The 22,248-nt window shown below is 70.9% G+C and carries 23 protein-coding genes; 14 read left to right on the forward strand and 9 right to left on the reverse strand.

The window, feature by feature from the left end:
• Positions 1 to 58: 58 nt before the first annotated feature.
• Both CW359_RS31120 and CW359_RS31125 read right to left on the reverse strand, forming a co-directional pair.
• Positions 59 to 1,069, reverse strand: a complete 1,011-nt coding sequence (locus CW359_RS31120) for a DeoR/GlpR family DNA-binding transcription regulator (RefSeq protein ID WP_105973530.1) — start codon at positions 1,067 to 1,069, stop codon at positions 59 to 61.
• A 179-nt stretch (positions 1,070 to 1,248) separates the two neighbouring features.
• Positions 1,249 to 2,697, reverse strand: coding sequence for an NAD(P)H-quinone dehydrogenase (locus CW359_RS31125; protein ID WP_105973531.1), 1,449 nt, complete (start codon positions 2,695 to 2,697; stop codon positions 1,249 to 1,251).
• 106 nt (positions 2,698 to 2,803) lie between these two features.
• Here CW359_RS31125 and CW359_RS31130 point away from each other — a divergent pair, with 106 nt between their 5' ends.
• The 3 genes from CW359_RS31130 (at position 2,804) to CW359_RS31140 (ending at position 5,885) form a co-directional block, all read left to right on the forward strand.
• Complete coding sequence (locus tag CW359_RS31130) at positions 2,804 to 3,241, forward strand: gamma-glutamylcyclotransferase family protein (RefSeq protein ID WP_105973532.1); 438 nt, start codon at positions 2,804 to 2,806, stop codon at positions 3,239 to 3,241.
• A gap of 124 nt (positions 3,242 to 3,365) precedes the next feature.
• A complete protein-coding gene (locus tag CW359_RS31135; RefSeq protein WP_105973533.1) occupies positions 3,366 to 4,190 on the forward strand; it encodes a purine-nucleoside phosphorylase in 825 nt (274 codons plus the stop codon).
• Positions 4,191 to 4,250: 60 nt separating this feature from the next.
• A complete protein-coding gene (locus CW359_RS31140) occupies positions 4,251 to 5,885 on the forward strand; it encodes a phospho-sugar mutase (RefSeq protein WP_105973534.1) in 1,635 nt (544 codons plus the stop codon).
• 30 nt (positions 5,886 to 5,915) lie between these two features.
• Here the strand turns inward: CW359_RS31140 and CW359_RS45490 are convergent, their stop codons facing one another.
• The 4 genes from CW359_RS45490 to CW359_RS31160 form a co-directional block, all read right to left on the reverse strand.
• Complete coding sequence (locus CW359_RS45490) at positions 5,916 to 6,308, reverse strand: sortase family protein (RefSeq protein ID WP_157968668.1); 393 nt, start codon at positions 6,306 to 6,308, stop codon at positions 5,916 to 5,918.
• Positions 6,309 to 6,790: 482 nt separating this feature from the next.
• The gene (locus CW359_RS31150; protein WP_105973535.1) at positions 6,791 to 7,138 is read right to left on the reverse strand and encodes a hypothetical protein; all 348 of its coding nucleotides are present in this window, start codon (positions 7,136 to 7,138) and stop codon (positions 6,791 to 6,793) included.
• Between the two features lie 137 nt (positions 7,139 to 7,275).
• A complete protein-coding gene (locus CW359_RS31155; protein ID WP_105973536.1) occupies positions 7,276 to 8,961 on the reverse strand; it encodes a hypothetical protein in 1,686 nt (561 codons plus the stop codon).
• Between the two features lie 5 nt (positions 8,962 to 8,966).
• Entirely contained in the window at positions 8,967 to 9,626 is a 660-nt protein-coding gene (locus tag CW359_RS31160) for a PH domain-containing protein (protein WP_105973537.1), read from the reverse strand.
• Between the two features lie 465 nt (positions 9,627 to 10,091).
• Between CW359_RS31160 and CW359_RS31165 the strand changes: the two genes are divergently transcribed.
• From CW359_RS31165 to CW359_RS31190, 5 genes are all read left to right on the forward strand, one after another.
• Positions 10,092 to 10,715 (forward strand): glycoside hydrolase family 11 protein, encoded by a 624-nt coding sequence (locus CW359_RS31165; protein ID WP_232838682.1) that lies wholly within the window; start codon positions 10,092 to 10,094, stop codon positions 10,713 to 10,715.
• Between the two features lie 26 nt (positions 10,716 to 10,741).
• Positions 10,742 to 11,425: a polysaccharide deacetylase family protein gene (locus CW359_RS31170; protein WP_232838683.1), complete on the forward strand. Its 684-nt coding sequence runs from the start codon at positions 10,742 to 10,744 to the stop codon at positions 11,423 to 11,425.
• A gap of 374 nt (positions 11,426 to 11,799) precedes the next feature.
• A complete protein-coding gene (gene deoC / locus CW359_RS31180; protein WP_105973540.1) occupies positions 11,800 to 12,759 on the forward strand; it encodes a deoxyribose-phosphate aldolase in 960 nt (319 codons plus the stop codon).
• A gap of 5 nt (positions 12,760 to 12,764) precedes the next feature.
• Entirely contained in the window at positions 12,765 to 14,252 is a 1,488-nt protein-coding gene (locus CW359_RS31185; protein WP_105973541.1) for an aldehyde dehydrogenase family protein, read from the forward strand.
• Entirely contained in the window at positions 14,245 to 15,150 is a 906-nt protein-coding gene (locus CW359_RS31190; RefSeq protein ID WP_105973542.1) for an aldehyde dehydrogenase family protein, read from the forward strand. The genes CW359_RS31185 and CW359_RS31190 overlap by 8 nt, the downstream gene beginning before the upstream one ends.
• Positions 15,151 to 15,253: 103 nt before the next feature.
• Here CW359_RS31190 and CW359_RS31195 read toward each other — a convergent pair whose 3' ends face one another.
• Positions 15,254 to 15,664 (reverse strand): hypothetical protein, encoded by a 411-nt coding sequence (locus CW359_RS31195; protein ID WP_105973543.1) that lies wholly within the window; start codon positions 15,662 to 15,664, stop codon positions 15,254 to 15,256.
• 59 nt (positions 15,665 to 15,723) lie between these two features.
• Between CW359_RS31195 and CW359_RS31200 the strand changes: the two genes are divergently transcribed.
• On the forward strand, positions 15,724 to 16,431 hold the full coding sequence (locus CW359_RS31200) for a uridine kinase family protein (protein ID WP_105973544.1): 708 nt from the start codon (positions 15,724 to 15,726) through the stop codon (positions 16,429 to 16,431).
• A 313-nt stretch (positions 16,432 to 16,744) separates the two neighbouring features.
• On the opposite strand, the gene CW359_RS31205 is transcribed toward CW359_RS31200, so the two are convergent.
• Positions 16,745 to 17,503, reverse strand: a complete 759-nt coding sequence (locus CW359_RS31205; protein ID WP_105973545.1) for a SigE family RNA polymerase sigma factor — start codon at positions 17,501 to 17,503, stop codon at positions 16,745 to 16,747.
• 285 nt (positions 17,504 to 17,788) lie between these two features.
• On the opposite strand from CW359_RS31205, the gene afsQ1 reads away from it, so the two are divergent.
• From afsQ1 to CW359_RS31230, 5 genes are all read left to right on the forward strand, one after another.
• The gene (afsQ1, locus tag CW359_RS31210) at positions 17,789 to 18,466 is read left to right on the forward strand and encodes a two-component system response regulator AfsQ1 (protein WP_198655456.1); all 678 of its coding nucleotides are present in this window, start codon (positions 17,789 to 17,791) and stop codon (positions 18,464 to 18,466) included.
• Positions 18,463 to 20,049 carry a sensor histidine kinase gene (locus CW359_RS31215; protein WP_105973547.1) on the forward strand — a complete coding sequence of 529 codons (1,587 nt, stop codon included), beginning with the start codon at positions 18,463 to 18,465 and terminating at the stop codon, positions 20,047 to 20,049. Before afsQ1 ends, CW359_RS31215 begins: the two co-directional genes overlap by 4 nt.
• A 23-nt stretch (positions 20,050 to 20,072) precedes the next feature.
• Entirely contained in the window at positions 20,073 to 20,687 is a 615-nt protein-coding gene (locus CW359_RS31220) for a hypothetical protein (protein ID WP_105973605.1), read from the forward strand.
• A 155-nt stretch (positions 20,688 to 20,842) separates the two neighbouring features.
• Complete coding sequence (locus tag CW359_RS31225; protein WP_105973606.1) at positions 20,843 to 21,394, forward strand: VanZ family protein; 552 nt, start codon at positions 20,843 to 20,845, stop codon at positions 21,392 to 21,394.
• Between the two features lie 99 nt (positions 21,395 to 21,493).
• Complete coding sequence (locus CW359_RS31230; protein ID WP_105973548.1) at positions 21,494 to 21,703, forward strand: PspC domain-containing protein; 210 nt, start codon at positions 21,494 to 21,496, stop codon at positions 21,701 to 21,703.
• 76 nt (positions 21,704 to 21,779) lie between these two features.
• On the opposite strand, the gene CW359_RS31235 is transcribed toward CW359_RS31230, so the two are convergent.
• On the reverse strand, positions 21,780 to 22,139 hold the full coding sequence (locus CW359_RS31235; RefSeq protein ID WP_105973549.1) for an ATP-binding protein: 360 nt from the start codon (positions 22,137 to 22,139) through the stop codon (positions 21,780 to 21,782).
• Positions 22,140 to 22,248 lie beyond the last annotated feature (109 nt).

A 22,248-nucleotide genomic window follows, 5' to 3' on the forward strand; every position in this document is an offset into this window, starting at 1 on the left:
GGTACGTACGACGGATCAGCGACCGACGAACCGACGGCACCGAACCAGCGGCGACGAATCAGCGGCGGCGGAGGTCCGCCACCCTGGCCCGCTCCCGTTCCCGTTCGCGCTCACCCGGTCCACCGGGCTGTTCCCCCAGCATCGTGCCGCGCAGCGGATGGCCCGCCGCGCCGCCGGGCAGCTGACCCCGGCGGGGGTTCGGCAGTGGCACGTCCCGGCGCTGTCCGCGCGCCGGGACCTGGTCACCGCCGCCCGGTCCGGTCACCTGGGAGCCGTTCGCCGAGCCGGACGATCCGGCGACGGCGATCTGCACTCCCTGGTCGGCCAGGGCCTGGAGTTCCGTACCCGCGCGGTCGTCGTGGACGGGCGGTTCGTCCGTGACGAGTCGGGTGATCAGATCCGTGGCCACGGTCTGGAACATGGTGTCCGTACCGAGCTTGGTGTGATCGGCGAGCACGACGACCTCGGCGGCGGACTGCACCAGCGCGCGGTCGACGGACGCCGACAGCATGTTGGAGGTGGACAGCCCGCGTTCGGCGGTGAGGCCGCTTCCGGAGAGGAAGGCCTTGGACACCCGCAGCCCGTGCAGGGACTGCTCGGCGCCACTGCCGACCAGGGCGTAGTTGGAACCGCGCAGGGTGCCGCCGGTCATCACGACCTCCACCCGGTTCGCGTGGGCCAGCGCCTGGGCCACCAACAGGGAGTTGGTGACGACGGTCAGCCCGGGGACCCGCGCGAGCCGGCGTGCCAGCTCCTGCGTGGTGGTCCCCGCCCCGACCACGATGGCCTCGCCCTCTTCGACGAAGCTCGCGGCGAGGTCGGCGATGGCCGTCTTCTCGGCGGTCGCGAGATGAGATTTCTGCGGAAAGCCGGACTCCCGCGTGAACCCGCCCGGCAATACCGCACCGCCGTGCCGGCGGTCGAGGAGTCCTTCTGCCTCCAGTGCGCGCACGTCCCGCCGTACGGTCACTTCGGAGGTCTGGACGACGCGGGCGAGCTCACGGAGCGACACGGCTCCATTGGCACGCACCATTTCGAGGATCAATTGACGACGTTCTGCAGCGAACACGAAACTGACAGTAACCCCAACGACCGTCTGCTTTCAGCAGTTTGCGCCGAATAGCAGAAGTTGTTCGCACGGGGGTACGGGAAGTGGTATACGTGCCTATCCACGTCGCCTATGCCGTACGAATGGGCCGCAACTCGCCTTGACCAGCGGGAAGTTCCGCTCCCGCCGAGTCAGGGCGGTCAGCCCTCGCCCGTCGCCTTGCGCGTGTGCAGCTGCCGCGCCACCTCGGCGATCGAACCGGATAGCGAGGGATAGACGGTGAACGCGTTCGCGATCTGCTCGACCGTCAGATTGTTGTCGACCGCGATCGAGATCGGGTGGATGAGTTCGGAGGCACGCGGTGACACGACACAACCGCCGACGACGATCCCCGTACCGGGCCGGCACATGAGCTTGACGAAGCCGTCGCGGATGCCCTGCATCTTCGCGCGCGGATTGCGCAGCAGCGGCAGCTTGACGACCACGGCGTCGATCTTGCCGGCGTCCACGTCGGCCTGGGTGTAGCCGACGGTGGCGATCTCGGGGTCGGTGAAGACGTTCGACGAGACGGTCTTCAGGTTGAGCGGGGCCACCGCGTCGCCGAGGAAGTGGTACATGGCGATCCGGCCCTGCATGGCGGCGACGGACGCGAGGGCGAAGACACCGGTCACGTCACCGGCCGCGTACACACCGGGAGCCGTCGTCCTGGACACCTTGTCGGTCCAGATGTGCCCGGAGTCGCGGAGCTTGACCCCGGCCTCCTCCAGGCCCATTCCGGCGCTGTTGGGGATGGCGCCGACGGCCATCAGACAGTGCGAGCCGGTGATGACCCGCCCGTCGGAGAGGGTGACCTCGACCCGGTCGCCGACGCGCTTGGCGGACTCGGCGCGGGAGCGGGCCATGACGTTCATGCCACGGCGCCGGAAGACCTCTTCGAGGACGGCGGCGGCGTCCGGGTCCTCACCCGGCAGCACGCGGTCGCGCGACGACACGAGGGTGACCTTGGACCCGAGAGCCTGATAGGCACCGGCGAACTCGGCACCGGTGACACCGGAGCCGACCACGATCAGCTCTTCGGGCAGCTCGGTGAGGTCGTAGACCTGGGTCCAGTTGAGGATGCGCTCGCCGTCGGGCTGCGCGTCGGGCACCTCGCGCGGGTGGGCGCCGGTGGCGATCAGGACGGCGTCGGCGACCAGGGTCTCCTCGGTGCCGTCGGCCGCCCGTACGACGACCTTGCGTGAGCCGTCGACGCCCTGGAGGCCGTCGAGGCGGCCACGGCCGCGCAGGACGCGGGCGCCGGCCCGGGTGACGGAGGCGGTGATGTCGTGCGACTGGGCGAGGGCGAGCCGCTTCACCCGTCGGTTGACCTTGTCGAGGTCCACACCGACGACTCGGGCGGCCTGCTGGTCGGGCGGAGTGTCGTCGGCGACGATGATGCCCAGTTCCTCGTACGACGAGTCGAAGGTGGTCATCACCTCGGCCGTCGCGATCAGGGTCTTCGACGGTACGCAGTCGGTGAGCACCGACGCCCCGCCCAGACCGTCGCAGTCGACGACGGTCACCTCCGCGCCGAGCTGCGCTGCCACCAGCGCAGCCTCGTAGCCGCCGGGTCCGCCACCAATGATCACGATCCGAGTCACATACCCCATTGTCCCGCACGCCCCGCGATGCCCGCGCCCCGGGGCACGTCTGTGCGTACGGGAGGGGCCTGTGCTGCCGGAGTGACGGCCGTGTCCGCTGCCGTACTCTCGACCCATGTCGCTCTACGCCGCCTACGCCGGCAATCTCGACGCGCGGCTCATGACGCGCCGCGCACCGCACTCGCCGCTGCGTGCCACCGGGTGGCTGACCGGCTGGCGGCTGACGTTCGGCGGGGAGCACATGGGCTGGGAGGGCGCCCTCCCGACGATCGTCGAGGCGCCGCGCTCCCAGGTCTTCGTCGCCCTGTACGACATCGCCCCGCTCGACGAGGACTCGCTGGACCGGTGGGAGGGCGTGGGCCTCGACATCTACCGCCGGATGCGGCTGCGCGTGCACACGCTGGAGGGCGAGGAGCCCGCGTGGGTGTACGTCCTGAACGGGTACGAGGGCGGGCTGCCGTCGGCCCGGCATCTGGGCGAGATCGCCGACGCGGCGGAGTCGGCCGGGGCGCCGCACGACTATGTGATGGAACTGAGAAAACGTCCCTGTTGAGCGTCGGGGGATGTGGTGGCGGCCTTTCTGGCAGCCGTTCGGTTGGAAACGACAAGACAACGATCGCCATCCCGTGCCCTCCGTCATCTACGCGCGTAGGCTCCGACCGGATACGCTCTTGCGCGTGAACGCATCTCTTCTTCCGGACGACATCCAGGGCGACCCGCACGCCGCCGCCGACGCCGCCGCCACGCGCCTGCGCGAGCTGACGGGCGCCGAGACCCACGACGTCGCCCTCGTGATGGGCTCCGGCTGGGCACCGGCCGTGGACGCCCTGGGCGCCCCCGAGGCCGAGTTCCAGGTCACCGAGCTGCCCGGGTTCCCGCCGCCTGCGGTCGAGGGCCACGGCGGCAAGATCCGCTCGTACCGGATCGGTGACAAGCGCGCGCTGGTCTTCCTGGGGCGCACGCACTACTACGAGGGCAGGGGCGTCGCGTCCGTGGCGCACGGTGTCCGTACCGCCGTGGCCGCCGGCTGCAAGACCATCGTCCTGACCAACGGCTGCGGCGGCCTGCGCGCCGACATGCGTCCCGGCCAGCCGGTCCTGATCAGCGACCACATCAACCTGACGGCTACGTCCCCGATCGTCGGCGCGAACTTCGTCGACCTGACGGACCTGTACTCGCCGCGGCTGCGCGCCCTGTGCAAGGAGATCGACCCGAGCCTGGAGGAGGGCGTGTACGCCCAGTTCACGGGCCCGCACTACGAGACGCCGGCGGAGATCCGGATGGCGCGGGCGATCGGGGCGGACCTGGTCGGTATGTCGACGGTGCTGGAAGCCATCGCGGCGCGGGAGGCGGGCGCCGAGATCCTGGGGATCTCGCTGGTGACGAACCTGGCGGCGGGGATGACGGGCGAACCGCTGAACCACGAGGAGGTCCTCCAGGCGGGCCGCGACAGCGCGACCCGAATGGGCTCCCTACTGGCACAGGTCCTGGGCCGCCTGTAGGCGTTCCTTTTTCCTCGCCCCCGCCCACGCAACCGCACCACCACACCGAGAGGCACCGACGTGCACGACGACGAGCTGATCGCACGGGCCAAGGCGTGGCTGGCCGAGGACCCGGACGCGGAGACCCGCGACGAACTCGCCAAGCTCATCGACGCCCACGACCTCCCCGAACTCACCACCCGCTTCTCCGGCACCCTCCAGTTCGGCACAGCGGGCCTACGAGGCGAACTCGGCGCGGGCCCCATGCGCATGAACCGCTCCGTCGTCATCCGCGCCGCCGCCGGCCTCGCCGCGTACCTGAGGGCCAAGGGACAGACCGACGGCCTCGTCGTCATCGGCTACGACGCCCGCCACAAGTCCGCCGACTTCGCCCAGGACACCGCCGCCGTGATGACCGGCGCGGGACTCAGGGCGGCCGTCCTCCCCCGCCCCCTCCCCACCCCCGTACTGGCGTTCGCCATAAGGCACCTCGGCGCGGTCGCGGGCGTGGAGGTCACCGCCAGCCACAACCCGCCCCGCGACAACGGCTACAAGGTGTACCTCGGGGACGGTTCGCAGATCGTCCCGCCCGCCGACGCGGAGATCGCCGCCGAGATCGACGCCGTACGCAGCCTGAACGACGTCCCCCGCCCCACCTCCGGCTGGGAAACCCTCGACGACACGGTCCTGGACGCCTATCTCGCCCGTACGGACGCCGTCCTCGCCCCCGACTCCCCCCGTACCGCCCGCACGGTCTACACCCCGATGCACGGCGTCGGCCGCGACACCCTCCTCGCCGCCTTCGCGCGGGCCGGTTTCCCCGCCCCCACGGTGGTCGCCGAACAGGCCGACCCGGACCCGGACTTCCCGACCGTCGCCTTCCCCAACCCGGAAGAGCCCGGCGCGATGGACCTTGCCTTCGCCACGGCCCGCGAGACCACCCCCGACCTCGTCATCGCGAACGACCCCGACGCGGACCGCTGCGCGGCGGCCGTACCGACCCCCGACGGCTGGCGCATGCTGCGCGGCGACGAGGTCGGCGCGCTCCTCGCCACCCACCTGGTCCGGCGCGGCGCGCAGGGCACCTTCGCCGAGTCGATCGTCTCCTCCTCCCTCCTCGGCCGGATCGCCGAGAAGGCGAACCTCCCCTACGAGGAGACCCTCACCGGCTTCAAGTGGATCGCCCGCGTCGAGGGCCTGCGCTACGGCTACGAAGAGGCCCTCGGCTACTGCGTGGACCCGGACGGCGTACGCGACAAGGACGGGATCACGGCGGCGCTCCTCCTCACGGAACTCGCCTCCGAGCTGAAGGAGGCGGGCCGTACGCTGCTCGACCTCCTCGACGACATCGCCGTCGAGCACGGGCTGCACGCCACGGATCAGTTGTCGGTCCGCGTGGAAGACCTGTCCGTCATCGCCGACGCCATGCGGCGGCTGCGCGAGCACCCCCCGACCCGGCTCGCCGACCTGGTCATCACGAACGCCGAGGACCTCACCAAGGGTACGGAGTCCCTCCCGCCCACGGACGGCCTGCGCTACACGCTCGACGGCGCCCGGGTCATCGTCCGGCCCAGCGGTACGGAGCCGAAGCTGAAGTGCTACCTGGAGGTCGTCCTCCCGGTACCCACGCACGCGGACCTCCCGGCGGCCCGGGCGAAGGCGACGGACCTGCTGGAGACGATCAAGCGGGACCTGTCCACGGCGGCGGGCATCTGAGCCGTATCTCTGGTCCGCTCTCCGAATCGCTCACTGGCGCATGAGGTAGCTGAAGCCCGTGTCCGGGCCCACGCACGACTGGAGGGTGAGGTCGCCCCAGTACAGGCCTGCGGCCGGGGCGCCTCGGCCCGGGGTGACGTAGTTCGCGTACACCTTGTACGTCCAGGTGCCGCGCGGGGAGCTGACAGTGACCCGCGTGCCCACGGGCAGGGTCGCGAAGCGGTCGAAGCCGCAGTAGTCGTGGCCGACGAGGACGGCCGTACGCATCTTGTAACCGTCCTCGGTGCCGAGCGTCGGGCCGGTCCACTGCACGGCGTCCCGGCACGCGTCGACCTCGTCCTGGCCACCGCGCACGACGTCCTCGGTCCAGGTGCCGATCCTGATCGTCGTGCCCCCGACGGGGGTGTCGTCTTTGGCGGGCACTCTCGTCGGGGTCGAAGTCGCCTTCGGGCGGGGCGACTTGGGAGCGTTGGACGGGCCGCGTACGGGGCCGATGGGCGGCGCCGGTGGCCAGCGGCAGCGCGGCCAGGGTCGCGACGAGCGCGATGAGGACGCTGCCCAGCAGCACGGCCGCGATGCCGAACTCACCGGCGTCCGGCTGCCAGGCGGCGGTCGTCAGGAAGGACCAGCCCGCGCGGTCGAGCGCCTGCCACGCCCTGAGCAGCAGAAAGCCGCCGACCAGGAGCATGACGGCGAGCACGAACCCGGCGGCGGCACCGGCGACCGCGGGATGCGGCTCCGGACCACCCGGCGGTCTCTTCGGCGAGGGTGTCGTCGACGGTCTCTTCGGCATGGGCACGCACCCGACGCTGCTGGGCGCGCGTAGACACGTACATCCCGAAGGGTTAACGAGAGGTTCCCTGGGGGAAACTTCGGTCCCACCGCCCCCGCGGGCCCCGCGCCCGTCAGACCTCTCCCCACAACTCCGGTCCCACGGTGCTCAGTTCGGGCAGCATCCCGCGAAAGCGCTCATAGGAGGAACGACAGGTGGCGTGCCGCTCGTAGGTCCGCGCGGAGGCGGCGAGATGACGGCCCTGGCCGTCCCAGAGGACCCACACCCAGCCGCCGCCCTCGGAGCTGTGCTGTATTCCGCCCGAGGTGTCCGCGTGGTACGCGCACAGCCTGACGAAGGCGGCGCGACAGCGTGCGTGCGTGTCCTGGAAGGTCACCGACACGGCGACCGCCCGCCCGTTGGGCGCGACTAACCGCCAGCCGAAGCGGCCCTCCCCGTTGATGTCGATCTGACGTCTCATACCCGACGCGACGGCGGCGGTTCTCCCCGCTCTGCCCGACCGCTCCATGTCCCCACCCCCGCCGCCCGTAGATGAGAGAAAACCGCAGGTACGGCGATGTGGGGCGGCGACAGCAATCTATCGACCTGATCCGCCGATCAGCGTGCCGCCACCAGCACCGCCACCCACATCCCGGCGAGCGCCACGGCCAGCGGCCAGAGGGGCCGGCCGCGCTCCGCCGCGCCGCTCTCCCCGGTCGGCCGCAGCTCGGCGTCCAGGCGCATGGCGGTCAGCTCGGCGGCCAGGGCGTCGTACGGATGGGTCAGGCCCCGGCGGCTCTGCAGCCAGCCCCAGCGGGGCGCGGAGACCGCCCAGTCGCCCTCCTGCCAGTCGATCTTCAGCTCCAGGCCACGCCGCCGTACGAAACGGAGTTCGTCCCAGGGCACGTGCCGGGGCCCGCGCAGCCCGCTGATCCAGACTCCGGACCGGTCGGCGGTGACACGCCAGGCGAGTTTCATGGCGACGTGGGCCGCCCCGAGCAGCCCGAGCACGACGACGAACGCCACTCTCCACCACGAGGCACGGGACTCACTGGACCAGTCCAGGCCCAGCCACAGGGCCCACAGCAGGACCAGCGCGGTACCCAGCCAGTCCAGCCATCCCGCCCGCCAGCACCGCACCTTGCCGACCAGCGTCTGCTGCTCGGCCAGCTCCCGCCCCCGCAGTTCGAGTCGCAGGTTGCCCGCGGCCAGTTCACGCTGCCGGGCGACCCGTCGGCGCCCCGCGTCCGGCGACAGGGGCCGCACCGGTCCCGCCGACCACTCGGTCAGCGGCGGCTGCTCGGGATCCTCGTCGGCGCTGACCACGACGACCTCGGCGCCGTCGAAGGGAGCGCCGTAGAGGACGGCTTCCCGGACGGGCCCGACGGTGTCCTCGTCGAGCCGGAGGAGCACCCGCCGAAGCTCGTCGCCGTCCTCGTCGTCGTCACCGACGCCGGAGTCACCCTCGCCCCCCTGCTCCTCATCCTCATCCTCGTCGTCGTCCTCGTCGAAGGAGGCGAGGTCGACGGTGAACAGGGGCCGTTCGGCGGCGGGATCGTCGGCGGCGTAGACCTCCGTACCGCCCTGGGCGTCGTCCCGTACGAGCACGCGCAGCACCGGCACCGGGACGCCGCGCAGGGCACCGGCCCGCTGCCGGGCGAGCCGGGCCGAGGTGAGCGCGGTCGCGCCGAGCCCGGCGAGGAAGACGGTGAAGACCCAGGCGCCCTCCTGGTCCTGGGCCGAGCCCCAGAACCCGGCGGTGCCCCCGGTGAGTGCGCCGAGCCCGAGCACGACGAGTCCCAGTACGAGCAGCAGTCGTCCACGGCGTACGGGGGCCCCGGCGCCCGGCGCGGCCACGGCGACGCCCTCGCTGGCGGCGACGGCGCGTTCCAGCTGCTCGGCGCGGGCTCGCAGCCGTACGGCCACGAGGGCCCAGGAGCCGAGGACGACCAGCACGCCGAAGCCGGTCAGCGCCCAGGACTTGGAGGAGGCCTCGGCGGCGAGGGCGAGCAGGAGGAGGGGGGCGCCGGCCCAGACCAGCTCGGGCCGGGCGAGCACCCAGAGCACGTACACGGCGAACCCGGCGGCGACGAACGGCCACAGTCCGCCGGCCATCGCGACGAGGGCGCCCACGCACAGCACGAGGGTGGCGAGACCGGCCGCGACCGAGCGGCGGACCCGCAGAAAGGTCCAGCGGGGCGGAAGGGCGGCCGACCAGCGGGCCGCGCGGACGGTGGTCCAGTCCCGGCAGCCGTCGGGTATGGCGGAGAGGGGCAGCCGCAGGGGCTCGTCGGGGAGGGTCACGCGGTTCAGCCGACCGCGAGCAGGATCGCCAGCAGCACGGCACCCGCGACGGCGGGCGCCATGATCTCGTACGCCCACTTCACGGTCACCTCGCCCTGGGAGGTGGCGGCCTTCTCGCGGGCCTCCCACAGCTGGCCGAGGTCGTCCATGATCTGGTCGGTCTGGGCCCGGGTGGGCCCCGGCGGCACGATGGAGAGGCCGGGCCGCCCGCCGCCCGCCTCGCGGGCCTCTCGCACCTTGGCGCGGTTGGCACGCTTGCGGGCGCGCAGCGAGACGGGTACGGCCCAGAGCTGGTACTTGTCGCCGGCCTCGACGACGACCTCGTTGGAGAAGCCGGACCGGAACCCGGCGACCTGGGCCCAGGGCACCACGACCACCCGGAAGGGGTTGCGCACCCGCAGCCGGTGGTCGTTGGCGAACACGCCGGGCCGCAGGGTGAAGGCGATCACGAGGGGCACGGCACACAGCAGCGCGGCGAGCGCGAGCCAGGGCGTCCGCCCGTGCCCGACGAACACGGCATCACCACCGAGCCAGCCGGCGAGCCCGAGCAGCAGCACGCCGGCCACGATGGAGGAGGGTGAGCGGTAGGCCCGGTCGGGGGACTCGGGCTTGGACTCGGGCTTGGCGGGCCCCTGCGAGGGCGACGGACGGTCCGGGTTGGTCATGCCCCGATTCTGCCCGACGACGCGGGGGAGGTCGGCCGGTGGTACCGGGCGGGGCCGCAGGCTTCGCGATGTCCTCCGGTACCCGGCGTTCCGCGTTCACCGCCAGGAACGCGGCGACCGTCCCCGTCGCGCACCCGGCCCTGGTAGTGCGAGGGGATCAGCTCGTCGATCAGATCGGAGGCATCTCCGAAACATTCGATGCCGTGATCCTCGTACGATCGAGAGTTCGCGTATCACTGAAAGGCGCTTCCTGCCTGCGAGAACGGCCATACACACCTCCGAATGTTTCGTAACGGCAACCGAAACTATTGACACCTCACCCGACCCGGCCAACACTGTCGCGGCATGGACATGGCATCCGCACTGTCACGCAAACCCGCATCCGTATCCCCACCGGCATCCGCACCGGTATCCCCACCGGCATCCGCGTCGCGGCTCAGGCTGCTCCTCAGTGGCGTCTGCACCATGCTGCTGGTCGCCGTCGCCGCGCTGGCCCTGCCCGGTACCGCTCAGGCGGCCACGGTCATCACCACCAACCAGACCGGTACCAACAACGGCTACTACTACTCGTTCTGGACCGACGCGCCGGGCACCGTCTCCATGACGCTGAACTCCGGCGGCAACTACAGCACCTCGTGGAGCAACACCGGGAACTTCGTCGCAGGCAAGGGCTGGAGCAACGGCTCGCGCCGGACCGTGAGCTACTCGGGGAGCTTCAACCCCTCCGGCAACGCCTATCTGACCCTGTACGGCTGGACGTCCAACCCGCTGGTCGAGTACTACGTCGTCGACAACTGGGGCACCTACCGGCCCACGGGCACGTACAAGGGGACCGTCACCAGTGACGGGGGTACGTACGACATCTACCAGACCACCCGTTACAACGCGCCGTCCGTGGAAGGCACCCGCACCTTCAACCAGTACTGGAGCGTCCGGCAGTCGAAGCGGACCGGCGGGACCATCACCACCGGCAACCACTTCGACGCGTGGGCCCGCGCCGGGATGCCCCTGGGCGGCTTCAGCTATTACATGATCCTCGCGACCGAGGGCTACCGGAGCAGCGGCAACTCCAACATCACGGTGGGCTAGCCATGACACAACACACGGCACGACACGTGACACGACAACAGAGGAAAGCAAGGCGTCTGCCTTTACTGGCCGCCGCCGCGCTGGCCGCCGCCACCGCCCTCACCGCGCCGACCGTCGCCCCGGCGCACGCCGCCGCCTGCAACGGCTACGTCGGGCTCACCTTCGACGACGGGCCGTCCGGGAACACGACGGCACTGCTGAGCGCCCTCACCCGGAACGGCCTGCGGGCCACGATGTTCGACCAGGGCCAGTACGCCGCCGCGAGCCCCGCGCTGGTCCGGGCCCAGGTGAGCGCCGGGATGTGGGTCGGCAACCACAGCTACACCCATCCGCATCTGCCCCAGCTCGGGCAGGCCCAGATCGACTCCGAGATCGCCCGGACCCAGCAGGCCGTGGCGGGGGCGGGCGGGGGTACGCCGGTGCTGTTCCGGCCGCCGTACGGGGAGACGAACGCGACGGTGAAGGCGGTTGCCGCCAAGTACGGGCTGACCCAGATCATCTGGGACGTCGACTCGCAGGACTGGAACGGGGCGAGTACGGACGCGATCGTGCAGGCCGCTGCGCGGCTTACGGCCGGGCAGGTGATCCTCATGCACGACTGGTCGGCCAACACGCTGGCGGCGGTTCCTAGGATCGCGCAGGGGTTGACTGGTCGAGGGCTGTGCGCGGGGAGGATCTCCCCGACGACGGGCCGGGCGGTGGCGCCGTAGGGGGCTGCAGGGCCGACTTTCTCTCGCCCCCGCCGCCCCTACCCGTCCCATCCCTGGGGGCTGCGCCCCCAGACCCCCGCCGATCGCGCTGAACGCGCTCGTCCTCAAACGCCGGACGGGCTGAGGGTGCCGGCCTGCGCTGAAAACTCAAGCCACGGCCGGCACCCCAAGCCACGACCGGCACCACTCAGCCCGTCCGGCGTTTGAGGACGAGGCCGTCCAGGCCGATCCACCCCCCACCCACCCCAGCCTTACCCACCCACCCAGGGGGGTCTGGGGGCACAGCCCCCAGTGATGGGAACGGGTAAGGGCGGCGGGGGCGAAAACAACCCCTATACAGCCGCTACGCGCGTAGATATGCTCGGCTGGTGACCATGCCCACCACTGCATCAACCGCACTCCCGCTCAAGGACGTGACCGCGTCCAACAGCTCACTGCGTCGATACCTCCACGGCCTCCCCGGCGTCGACGCGGTCGGACTCGAAGGCCGCGCCGCCTCGCTCGGCACGCGTTCCATCAAGACCACCGCGAAGGCCTACGCCATCGACCTCGCGATCTCGATGGTCGACCTGACGACGCTGGAAGGCGCGGACACCCCGGGCAAGGTCCGGGCGCTCGGCGCCAAGGCGGTCCGCCCCGACCCGACCGACCGCACCGCCCCCGCGACCGCCGCCGTCTGCGTGTACCCGGACATGGTGGCCGTGGCCAAGGAGGCCGTCGCCGGGTCCACCGTCAAGGTCGCCTCCGTCGCCACCGCCTTCCCCGCCGGCCGCGCCGCGCTCCCCGTCAAGCTGGCCGACGTGCGCGACGCCGTCGCCGCCGGTGCGGACGAGATCGACATGGTCATCGACCGGGGCGCGTTCCTCGCGGGCGACTACCTCAAGGTGTACGAGGAGATCGTCGCCGTGAAGGAGGCCTGCGGGGCGTCCGCCCGGCTCAAGGTCATCTTCGAGACGGGCGAGTTGTCGACGTACGACAACATCCGGCGCGCGAGCTGGCTGGGCATGATCGCCGGGGCGGACTTCATCAAGACGTCCACCGGCAAGGTCGCCGTCAACGCCACCCCCGCCAACACCCTCCTCATGCTGGAGGCCGTACGCGACTTCCGTGCCGCGACAGGCGTCCAGGTGGGCGTGAAGCCGGCCGGCGGGATCCGTACGACGAAGGACGCGGTGAAGTTCCTGGTCCTGGTCAACGAGACGGTGGGCGAGGACTGGCTGGACAACCACTGGTTCCGCTTCGGCGCCTCCTCGCTCCTCAACGACCTGCTGATGCAGCGCCAGAAGCTGACCACGGGCCGCTACTCCGGCCCCGACTACGTGACGGTGGACTGATCACCATGACCATCGAGAAGACCGCGAAGACTGAGAAGACCGCGAAGACCGAAAAGCGGTCATCCGTATTCGAGTACGCGCCCGCGCCCGAGTCCCGCGCGGTCGTCGACATCGCCCCCTCCTACGGCCTGTTCATCGACGGCGAGTTCACCGAGGCCGCCGACGGCAAGGTCTTCAAGACCGTCTCCCCGTCCACGGAGGAGGTCCTCGCCGAGGTCGCCCAGGCGGGAGAGGCGGACGTGGAGCGTGCCGTGCAGGCGGCCCGCAAGGCCTTCGAGAAGTGGTCGGCACTGCCGGGCGCCGAGCGCGCCAAGTACCTCTTCCGTATCGCCCGGATCATCCAGGAGCGCAGCCGCGAACTGGCCGTCCTGGAGACCCTGGACAACGGCAAGCCCATCAAGGAGACGCGCGACGCGGACCTCCCCCTGGTGGCGGCCCACTTCTTCTACTACGCGGGCTGGGCCGACAAACTCGACCACGCGGGCTACGGCGCGAACCCGCGCCCCCTCGGTGTCGCGGGCCAGGTCATCCCCTGGAACTTCCCCCTCCTGATGCTGGCGTGGAAGATCGCCCCGGCGCTGGCCACCGGCAACACGGTGGTGTTGAAGCCCGCCGAGACGACCCCCCTCTCGGCGTTGTTCTTCGCGGACATCTGCCGCCAGGCGGGCCTCCCCAAGGGCGTCGTCAACATCCTCCCCGGATACGGCGACACGGGCGCCGCACTGATCGCCCACCCGGACGTCAACAAGGTCGCCTTCACCGGCTCCACTGCCGTGGGCAAGGAGATCGCACGCACGGTCGCGGGCACCCGTAAGAAGGTGACCCTCGAACTGGGCGGCAAGGGCGCCAACATCGTCTTCGACGACGCCCCCATCGACCAGGCCGTCGAAGGCATCGTCACGGGCATCTTCTTCAACCAGGGCCAGGTCTGCTGCGCGGGCTCCCGACTCCTCGTCCAGGAGTCGATCCAGGAGGAGTTGCTCGACTCGCTCAAGCGGCGCCTCTCCACCCTCCGCCTCGGCGACCCGCTCGACAAGAACACGGACATCGGCGCGATCAACTCCGCAGAGCAGCTCGCCCGGATCACCTCGCTGGTCGCGGCGGGCGAGGCGGAGGGCGCCGAGCGCTGGTCCCCGGCCTGCGAACTCCCCTCCTCCGGCTACTGGTTCGCCCCGACGCTCTTCACGAACGTCACGCAGGCGCACACCATCGCCCGCGACGAGATCTTCGGCCCGGTGCTCTCGGTCCTCACCTTCCGCACCCCGGACGAGGCCGTCGCCAAGGCCAACAACACCCAGTACGGCCTGTCGGCGGGCATCTGGACCGAGAAGGGGTCCCGCATCCTCGCCGTCGCGAACAAGCTGCGCGCCGGTGTCGTCTGGTCCAACACGTTCAACAAGTTCGACCCCACCTCGCCGTTCGGCGGCTACAAGGAGTCGGGCTTCGGCCGCGAGGGCGGTCGCCACGGCCTGGAGGCGTACCTCGATGTCTGAGCGCACCAATGAGCGTCTGAGTGTCTTCAAGACCTACAAGCTGTACGTGGGCGGGAAGTTCCCGCGTTCCGAGAGCGGCCGGGTGTACGAGGTGACCGACGCAAAGGGCAAGTGGCTGGCCAACGCCCCCCTCTCCTCCCGCAAGGACGCCCGTGACGCGGTCGTCGCCGCACGCAAGGCGTTCGGCGGCTGGTCGGGGGCGACGGCGTACAACCGCGGACAGATCCTCTACCGCGTCGCCGAGATGCTGGAGGGCCGCAGGGAGCAGTTCGTCCGCGAGGTGGCAGACGCGGAGGGCCTGTCGAAGCCGAAGGCGACCGCCCAGGTCGACGCGGCGATCGACCGCTGGGTCTGGTACGCGGGCTGGACCGACAAGATCGCCCAGGTCGTCGGCGGCGCGAACCCGGTGGCCGGCCCCTACTTCAACCTCTCCTCCCCCGAACCGACCGGCGTGGTCGTCGTCCTCGCCCCCCAGGAGTCGTCGTTCCTGGGCCTGGTGTCGGTGCTGGCCCCGGTGATCGCCACCGGCAACACGGCGATCGTGATCGCCAGCGAGCGTTCCCCGCTCCCGGCGCTCTCCCTGGGCGAGGTCCTGGCCACCTCGGACGTACCCGGCGGAGTCGTCAACCTCCTCTCCGGCCGTACGACGGAGATCGCGCCGTCCCTGGCCGCGCACCAGGACGTCAACGCGATCGACCTGGCGGGCGCGGACGAAACCCTGGCGAAGGAACTGGAGATCGCGGCGGCCGACAACCTCAAGCGCGTCCTGCGTCCACAGACTGTGGACAACGCGGAGTGGTTCGCCACCCCGGGCACAGAGCGCATGACCGCCTTCCTGGAAACAAAGACGGTCTGGCACCCCACGGGCGCGCTAGGAGCATCGGGTTCCTCCTACTAGGCAGGCCGCAGGCCGCCTAGTAGGGGCGCGGGGAACTGCGCGACCAGCCACAACGAAGCCGCACCCGGCAACGATCAGCAGCTCCCCGCCCCCACCCCGCACATCAGGCCCCCGCACCACCCAAAACCTGCCCCACCACCGGAATGCTCCCGATCGACTGCGCCTGCGCCACAGGCGCAGTCAGCATCTGCGAAGCAATCGGCTGGAAGTCGGCGAGCTGCGTGCCCACGCCGTTGTCGAGCGGGTCAACCCCCGTCCCCGCCAACGGATTCGGCTTCAACCCCTGCACCGCACCCGTGACGTAACCGACCGACCCGGTCAGCGCCGCCAGGCCCGACTGCGGGTCGATCTGGCCCAGCGAGGTCGTGGGCGTGGTCCGGATGACGTCCACCGCCGGACCCCCCTCGGCCGCGGTGGCCGTCGCCGCACCCGCCCCCAGTGCCGCGCCGGTGGCGGCGAGGGCGATCAGGGCGCGCTGGGCGGTCTGGTGCTGGGGGGACGCGTGTCGTGCCATTGCTGGTGCCACCTTCTGGTGCGCCGGGTAATCAGGTCGACACGAAGGGTAGTTGAGGTGTGACGCACCTTTCAAAGCCGACCCGCGGGGTCGGCAGGGGGGCGCCCGATGCCTCACACTGGTCTCTCGTGACCTCCCACCCGCCCATACCCACCCGAGTCGTGCTGCTCTGCGGCCCTTCCGGCTCCGGCAAGTCCCTCGTCGCCGCCCGCTCCGGGCTTCCGGTCCTGCGGCTCGACGACTTCTACAAAGAGGGCACCGACCCGACGCTGCCGCAGGTCCTCGGCAGCACCGACATCGACTGGGACCACCCGCAGTCGTGGGACGCGGACACGGCGGTCGCCGCCATCACCGGGCTGTGCCGCACCGGTCGTACGAATGTTCCGGTGTACGACATCTCGCTGAGCGCCCGTACCGGCGAGGAGAGCGTCGACATCGGCCGGACCGCGTTGTTCATCGCGGAGGGCATCTTCGCCGCCGAGATCGTGGAGCGGTGCCGGGAGGAGGGCGTGCTCGCGGACGCGCTGTGTCTGAGCCGGGGGCCGGTCAAAACGTTCCGGCGGCGGTTCCTGCGGGATCTGCGTGAGGGGCGGAAGTCGGTGCCGTTCCTGCTGCGGCGCGGCTGGCGGCTGATGCGTGCCGAGCGGTCCATCGTGGCCCGTCAGACGGCCCTGGGGGCGTACGCCTGCGACCGGGACGAGGCGATGGGGCGGCTGGCCGACGCCGCCGCGGGCCGACGCGCGCGGACGAGCACGACGGCGGCCTGAACCCCGTAGGTCCGGGGCGGCCTGAGGTCCGTAGAGGTCCGTAGAACCGAAGCTGTTCGCGTCGCGTACGACCGTGGTGCTACGCGTGACGTGGCACCGTGGTCGTACGAGCAAAAAGCGGGACTGGATGGACCCCCCGGCCCTCCAGTCCCGCTCTCTTTGTGCTTCCCCCGTGCGGTGCTCCCCCGCGGCCCCCCGGCCCCGGTGGTTCCCCCTGGTGGTGCTCCCCCGTGCTTCCCCCCGTTCACCGCTCCCCCGTGCTCACCGCTCTCCCCCGTGCTCCCCCGTCGAGCGGTGATCCCCCCTCAGACCTTCAGGCGACAAGCTCCCCGAAGGACTCCTCCTCGTCACGGCCGAAGCTGAGGACCTCGTCCTCGCGCAGCCGGCGGAGCGACCGCCAGATGCTGGACTTCACCGTGCCGACACTGATGTCGAGGATCTCCGCGATCTCCGGGTCGGTGCGGCCCTCGTAGTAACGGAGGACCAGCATCGTCCGCTGGAGTTCGGGCAGCCGGGCCAGCGCCTGCCACAGGACCGCGCGCAGTTCCGTGCCGCGCATCGCGTCCGTGTCGCCGGGCGTCTCCGGCAGTTCCTCGGTCGGGTACTCGTTCAGCTTGCGGCGGCGCCACGCGCTGATGTGCAGGTTCGTCATGGTGCGGCGGAGGTAGCCCCCGACCGCCGCCTTGTCGCTGATCCGGTCCCAGGCGCGGTACGTCGAGAACAGCGCGCTCTGGAGCAGGTCCTCGGCCTCGAAACGGTCACCGGTGAGGTGGTAGGCGGTCGCGTACAGGGAGGCGCGGCGCTCCTGGACGTAGGCGGTGAACTCCGCCTCCGACAGCGAACGGCGCTCCCCCGTGGATTCCTCCCTGTACGCGGCCCCCGTTACCCCCGTGGTACCGCTCCCGCTTCCCCCCGTGTGCGCGTCAACCACCGACATGTACGTGGTGTGCTGACGCCCGGTGCCGCGAACGCACCCCCGCCCGTTCACGGCACCGGACTTCTCACTGGCCCGGGTGACGTCGTGCAGACGCGTGATCACTGCGCTCGCGCTCGTGCTGTGCAGCGTGTTCATCTCGCGCCCCCCGTCGTGGACTACCCGGTGTGTCGGCTTGGTTCGTGGTGCTTCCTTGCCTGTGCCGAGAAGCTTGCCCAAGCCACTTCATGACGGTGTCCGCCGACTGTCACAGGCGTGCAACAGGGCCCCTTCTCAGGAACGTTGAAGCGCTCCCACAGCGAGAGCACAGCAAGGGGCGGTAGATACCCGGGGCGCCCCGAAACGACGGCATATCGACCGCGCAATCGCCCGACAATCGCCTGGCAGTCGCAGCCCGGCCCGGCCATGGGCCAGAATGCATCCGTGCCTTCCCTGTTGCTGATCGAGGACGACGACGCCATCCGTACGGCACTGGAGCTGTCTCTGACGCGCCAGGGCCACCGGGTTGCCACCGCTGCCACCGGTGAGGACGGTCTGAAGCTGCTGCGTGAGCAGCGGCCGGATCTGATCGTGCTGGATGTGATGCTGCCCGGTATCGACGGATTCGAGGTGTGCCGGCGCATCCGGCGCACCGACCAGCTGCCGATCATTCTGCTCACCGCGCGCAGCGACGACATCGACGTGGTGGTCGGGCTGGAGTCCGGCGCCGACGACTACGTGGTCAAACCCGTGCAGGGGCGGGTGCTCGACGCCCGTATCCGTGCGGTGCTGCGGCGCGGGGAGCGGGAGTCCAACGACTCGGCGTCCTTCGGTTCGCTCGTCATTGACCGCTCGGCGATGACGGTGACGAAGAACGGCGAGGACCTGCAGCTGACCCCGACCGAGCTGCGGCTGCTCCTTGAGCTGAGCCGGCGGCCCGGACAGGCCCTGTCCCGGCAGCAGTTGCTGCGGCTGGTCTGGGAGCACGACTACCTGGGCGACTCACGGTTGGTGGACGCGTGCGTCCAGCGGCTGCGCGCCAAGGTCGAGGACGTGCCGTCGTCGCCGACGCTGATCCGTACCGTCCGTGGGGTCGGCTACCGGCTGGACTCGCCTCAGTGACCAAACCGCAGGACAAGCTCCGCGGCTGGGCCGCGGCGCGCAGGGCGATACTCTCCGGGCTGCGTTTCACCAGTCTGCGGCTGCGGCTGGTCGTGGTGTTCGGGCTGGTGGCGCTGACGGCGGCCGTGTCGGCGTCGGGGATCGCGTACTGGCTCAACCGCGAGGCGGTGCTGACGCGTACGCAGGACGCGGTGCTGCGCGACTTCCAGCAGGAGATGCAGAACCGCGCGGGCACCCTGCCGGCCCACCCCACACAGGACGAACTCCAGCACACGGCGGGGCAGATGGCCGCGAGCAGCCAGCGGTTCAGTGTGCTGCTGGTCGCCGAGGACGCGAGCGGGCGTACGGTCGTCGGCAACTCCGGTGCGCTGGACACCTTTTCGCTGGCGGACGTGCCCGAGTCGCTGCGTACGGCGGTCGGCAGGGAGCAGTCGATCACGTCGAGCAACAAGTACCCGTACCACCTGTACTGGCAGCGGATCATAGACGGCGACGAGCCGTATCTGGTCGCGGGCACGAAGGTGATCGGCGGGGGTCCGGCCGGGTACATGCTGAAGTCGCTGGAGCCCGAGGAGAAGGACCTCAACTCCCTTGCCTGGTCGCTGGGTATCGCCACCGGCCTCGCGCTGATCGGCTCGGCGCTGCTCGCGCAGGCCGCCGCGACGACCGTACTGAAGCCGGTGCACCGGCTCGGGATCGCGGCCCGCCGGCTCGGCGAGGGCAAACTGGACACGCGCCTACGGGTGTCGGGCACGGACGAACTGGCCGATCTGGCAAGGACGTTCAACCACACGGCGGAGGCGCTGGAGACGCGGGTCGCCGACATGAGCGCCCGGGACGAGGCCTCGCGGCGGTTCGTGGCGGACATGTCGCACGAGCTGCGTACGCCGCTGACCGCGATCACCGCCGTCACCGAGATCCTCGAAGAGGAACTGGACGCGGAGACCGGCAGCATCGACCCGATGATCGAACCGGCGGTGAAGCTGGTGGTGAGCGAGACCCGCCGGCTCAACTCCCTGGTGGAGAACCTGATGGAGGTCACCCGCTTCGACGCGGGCACCGCCCGGCTGGTCCTGGACTACGTCGACATCGCCGACCAGATCACCGCCTGCATCGACGCCCGCGCCTGGCTGGACGCGGTCGAACTGGACGCCGAACGCGGCATCATGTCCCGCCTCGACCCGCGCCGTCTGGACGTCATCCTGGCCAACCTGATCGGCAACGCCCTGAAGCACGGCGGTTCGCCGGTCCGGGTGTCGGTGCGCGTGTCCGACGCCGACGCCGCCGACGCCGACCTGCTGATCGAGGTGCAGGACCACGGCCCCGGCATCCCCGAGGACGTCCTCCCGCACGTCTTCGACCGCTTCTACAAGGCGAGCGCCTCCCGCCCCCGCTCCGAGGGCAGCGGCCTGGGTCTGTCCATCGCCCTGGAGAACGCCCACATCCACGGCGGCGAGATCACCGCCGCCAACTCCCCGAAGGGCGGCGCGGTGTTCACCCTGCGGCTCCCGAGGGACGCGTCGGCACTGACGGAGACACCGGCGGAGCCGAACGGCGCGAACGCCAACGGGGAGGGCGCGTGAGGAACGTGGAGGGCGTACGGGACATGCGGGGCGTACGCCGGTGGCTGGCCGTGCCCTTGCTCGGCGCACTGCTCACCGGGTGCGGCATCCGGGCCACCGAGGTCCCGACGGACTTCGGCCCGGCGCCCTCCCGGGTCCCCTGCTCCCTCACCGACGCCCCGGCACCCGACGTGACCGCGCAGACGTCCGCCGGTGTCCCCGTGCAGGTCTTCCTCCTGTGCGCCTCCCAGCTGGTGACCGTCGACCGCGCGGTGCGCGTCCCGGACGGTACGGCGGAGGCGCAGCGGCGCGTCCTGGTGGCCCAGGGGCTGCTGGACGAGCTGGCGAAGACCCCGTCGGCCACCGAGACCGGGGCCGGCTACACGACGGACGTACGCGGCGGAATGAGCGTGACGGGCCCGGGCCCGAGGGACCCCGACGACACCCTCCGCCTGAGCACACCCCCGAGCGACCTGGCGTCCTACGCCCTGGCCCAGATCGTCTGCACCTTCTCCGACTCGGCAGCGGCAGAGGGAGACGGCTCGGTGATCCTCGGCGGCCCGGAGACCGACCCCCTGCGCCGCTACACCTGCACACCGGAGGTCCGCTCCAGGCCAGGAGCCCAGGTCCCCCCGTCATCGGGCGTCAACGGCAGCTAACGCAAGGGGCGCGGGGAACTGCGCGACCAGCCCCCACCGCCCCGCGGCCAAGGAACCCACCCACGCCCACCCCCACCCGTGTGTGTCACATGCCTCACTCCCCCGCACGGGTGCAACCCGGAACCGATCACGCCGCCCCCCGCGTCTTGGGGGACGTGCAGCGTCATGGCTCAAGCGGCAAAAGCGCCGCGATTCGCATCCGCGCGACGGGAGGTGTCCTCCTCGTCGCCCACCTCGCGCTCGTCGCCTGGATCACGCTGCGCCCCCTGGACGTACCGTGGCAACTGCCCGCCAACCTGCGCCCTTTCGCGGGCATAAGAGCCGACCTGGCCCTCGGCTGGCAGGAGGCGGCCCGGCGCATCGCGGAGGGCCTCGCCCTGCTGGCCCCGCTGGGCGTACTGCTGCCGATGGCGGGCGGACGCCTCGACGCCTCCCCGCTCGGCTCCCTGTTCCGCACGGTCATGGCGGGCGCCATGCTCTCGCTCGGCATCGAACTGCTGCAGACCGGCGTACCCGGTCAGGTCGTGGACGTCGACTCGCTGCTCCTGAACACGATCGGCGTGGGCCTCGCCCATGTCGCCGTCGTGCCCGCCGTACGGTCCTGGCTGCGCCGCAGGAGCGACCGCAGGCTCCGGGCGGCCATCCGTACGGAGGACGCGACTCAGGGTCGTACCCCGACGATTCCCAGGGTCGGGATCGCTCCATAGAGTGATGCTTTATCCCTTGTGCGTCCGTAGCGTTGAGTACAGATGAGGCACCCGGAAAACCGGGAGGCCCGTCACTCACCGACTCGTACAGGAGACGTCATGACCCGCCTCGCCCGCCCCACCAACGGCCGCATGATCGGCGGAGTGTGTGCCGCGCTGGCACGGCGCTTCGGGATGTCCGCGACGACGATGCGCGTGATCTTCGTGCTCTCGTGTCTGCTGCCCGGCCCGCAGTTCCTGCTCTACATAGCCCTGTGGATCCTGCTGCCCTCCGAGAAGTACGAGGACAAGGCCCGCGCCGCCTGGTGACCACCTGCGTGCTGGTACGCCGATGGGGCGCACCCCTTGTCAGGGATGCGCCCCGTCGGTGCGTTCAGGGGACGGTTCAGCCGAGCGGAATGCCGTTCACCGGGAGGCCGTGCGTGGGCAGCCCCTGCAGCGGGAGGCCGCCGAGCAGACCGGCGACCGGCGCGGTCGGACCCTCGGACGCCAGCTTCGCGACGGCGGGCTGAGCGGCGGCCACACCCGCGCCGAGCGCGCTCTGCCCCTGGGCCACGGCCTCGGCGGCACCCGGCAGCGCCTTCGACGCGCTCTCCACGGGCAGCGTCTGGGTCACGGCACCCAGCGCGGCGGAGTCCGGGAGGGCGGGGAGGGCCGGGGCGGCGTTGGCGGCACCCGCACCCGCCGCGGCGAAGGCGGCACCGAGCGCGGCGACACCGAGGGTCTTGGCAGCAGACTGCTTCATAGTGAATGCGTCCTTGAATGCGATGACGGGGATGTGAGCGGTCCAAGACCGTAAACATGTCGGGCGGTCCGCCGCAAACATCGAAAAGCGGCCGAGTCGCACCGACCCG

This window comes from Streptomyces geranii (assembly GCF_002954775.1).
Taxonomy (GTDB): Bacteria; Actinomycetota; Actinomycetes; order Streptomycetales; family Streptomycetaceae; genus Streptomyces; species Streptomyces geranii.

Coding starts and splice junctions, on each gene's coding strand:
- CW359_RS31125 (WP_105973531.1), bottom strand. CDS start 2,697: ATGGGGTATGTGACTCGGATCGTGATCATTGGTGGCGGACCCGGCGGC.
- CW359_RS31130 (WP_105973532.1), top strand. CDS start 2,804: ATGTCGCTCTACGCCGCCTACGCCGGCAATCTCGACGCGCGGCTCATG.
- CW359_RS31150 (WP_105973535.1), bottom strand. CDS start 7,138: ATGAGACGTCAGATCGACATCAACGGGGAGGGCCGCTTCGGCTGGCGG.
- CW359_RS31160 (WP_105973537.1), bottom strand. CDS start 9,626: ATGACCAACCCGGACCGTCCGTCGCCCTCGCAGGGGCCCGCCAAGCCC.
- CW359_RS31165 (WP_232838682.1), top strand. CDS start 10,092: ATGCTGCTGGTCGCCGTCGCCGCGCTGGCCCTGCCCGGTACCGCTCAG.
- deoC (WP_105973540.1), top strand. CDS start 11,800: ATGCCCACCACTGCATCAACCGCACTCCCGCTCAAGGACGTGACCGCG.
- CW359_RS31185 (WP_105973541.1), top strand. CDS start 12,765: ATGACCATCGAGAAGACCGCGAAGACTGAGAAGACCGCGAAGACCGAA.
- CW359_RS31190 (WP_105973542.1), top strand. CDS start 14,245: ATGTCTGAGCGCACCAATGAGCGTCTGAGTGTCTTCAAGACCTACAAG.
- CW359_RS31195 (WP_105973543.1), bottom strand. CDS start 15,664: ATGGCACGACACGCGTCCCCCCAGCACCAGACCGCCCAGCGCGCCCTG.
- CW359_RS31205 (WP_105973545.1), bottom strand. CDS start 17,503: ATGAACACGCTGCACAGCACGAGCGCGAGCGCAGTGATCACGCGTCTG.
- CW359_RS31220 (WP_105973605.1), top strand. CDS start 20,073: ATGCGGGGCGTACGCCGGTGGCTGGCCGTGCCCTTGCTCGGCGCACTG.
- CW359_RS31230 (WP_105973548.1), top strand. CDS start 21,494: ATGACCCGCCTCGCCCGCCCCACCAACGGCCGCATGATCGGCGGAGTG.
- CW359_RS31235 (WP_105973549.1), bottom strand. CDS start 22,139: ATGAAGCAGTCTGCTGCCAAGACCCTCGGTGTCGCCGCGCTCGGTGCC.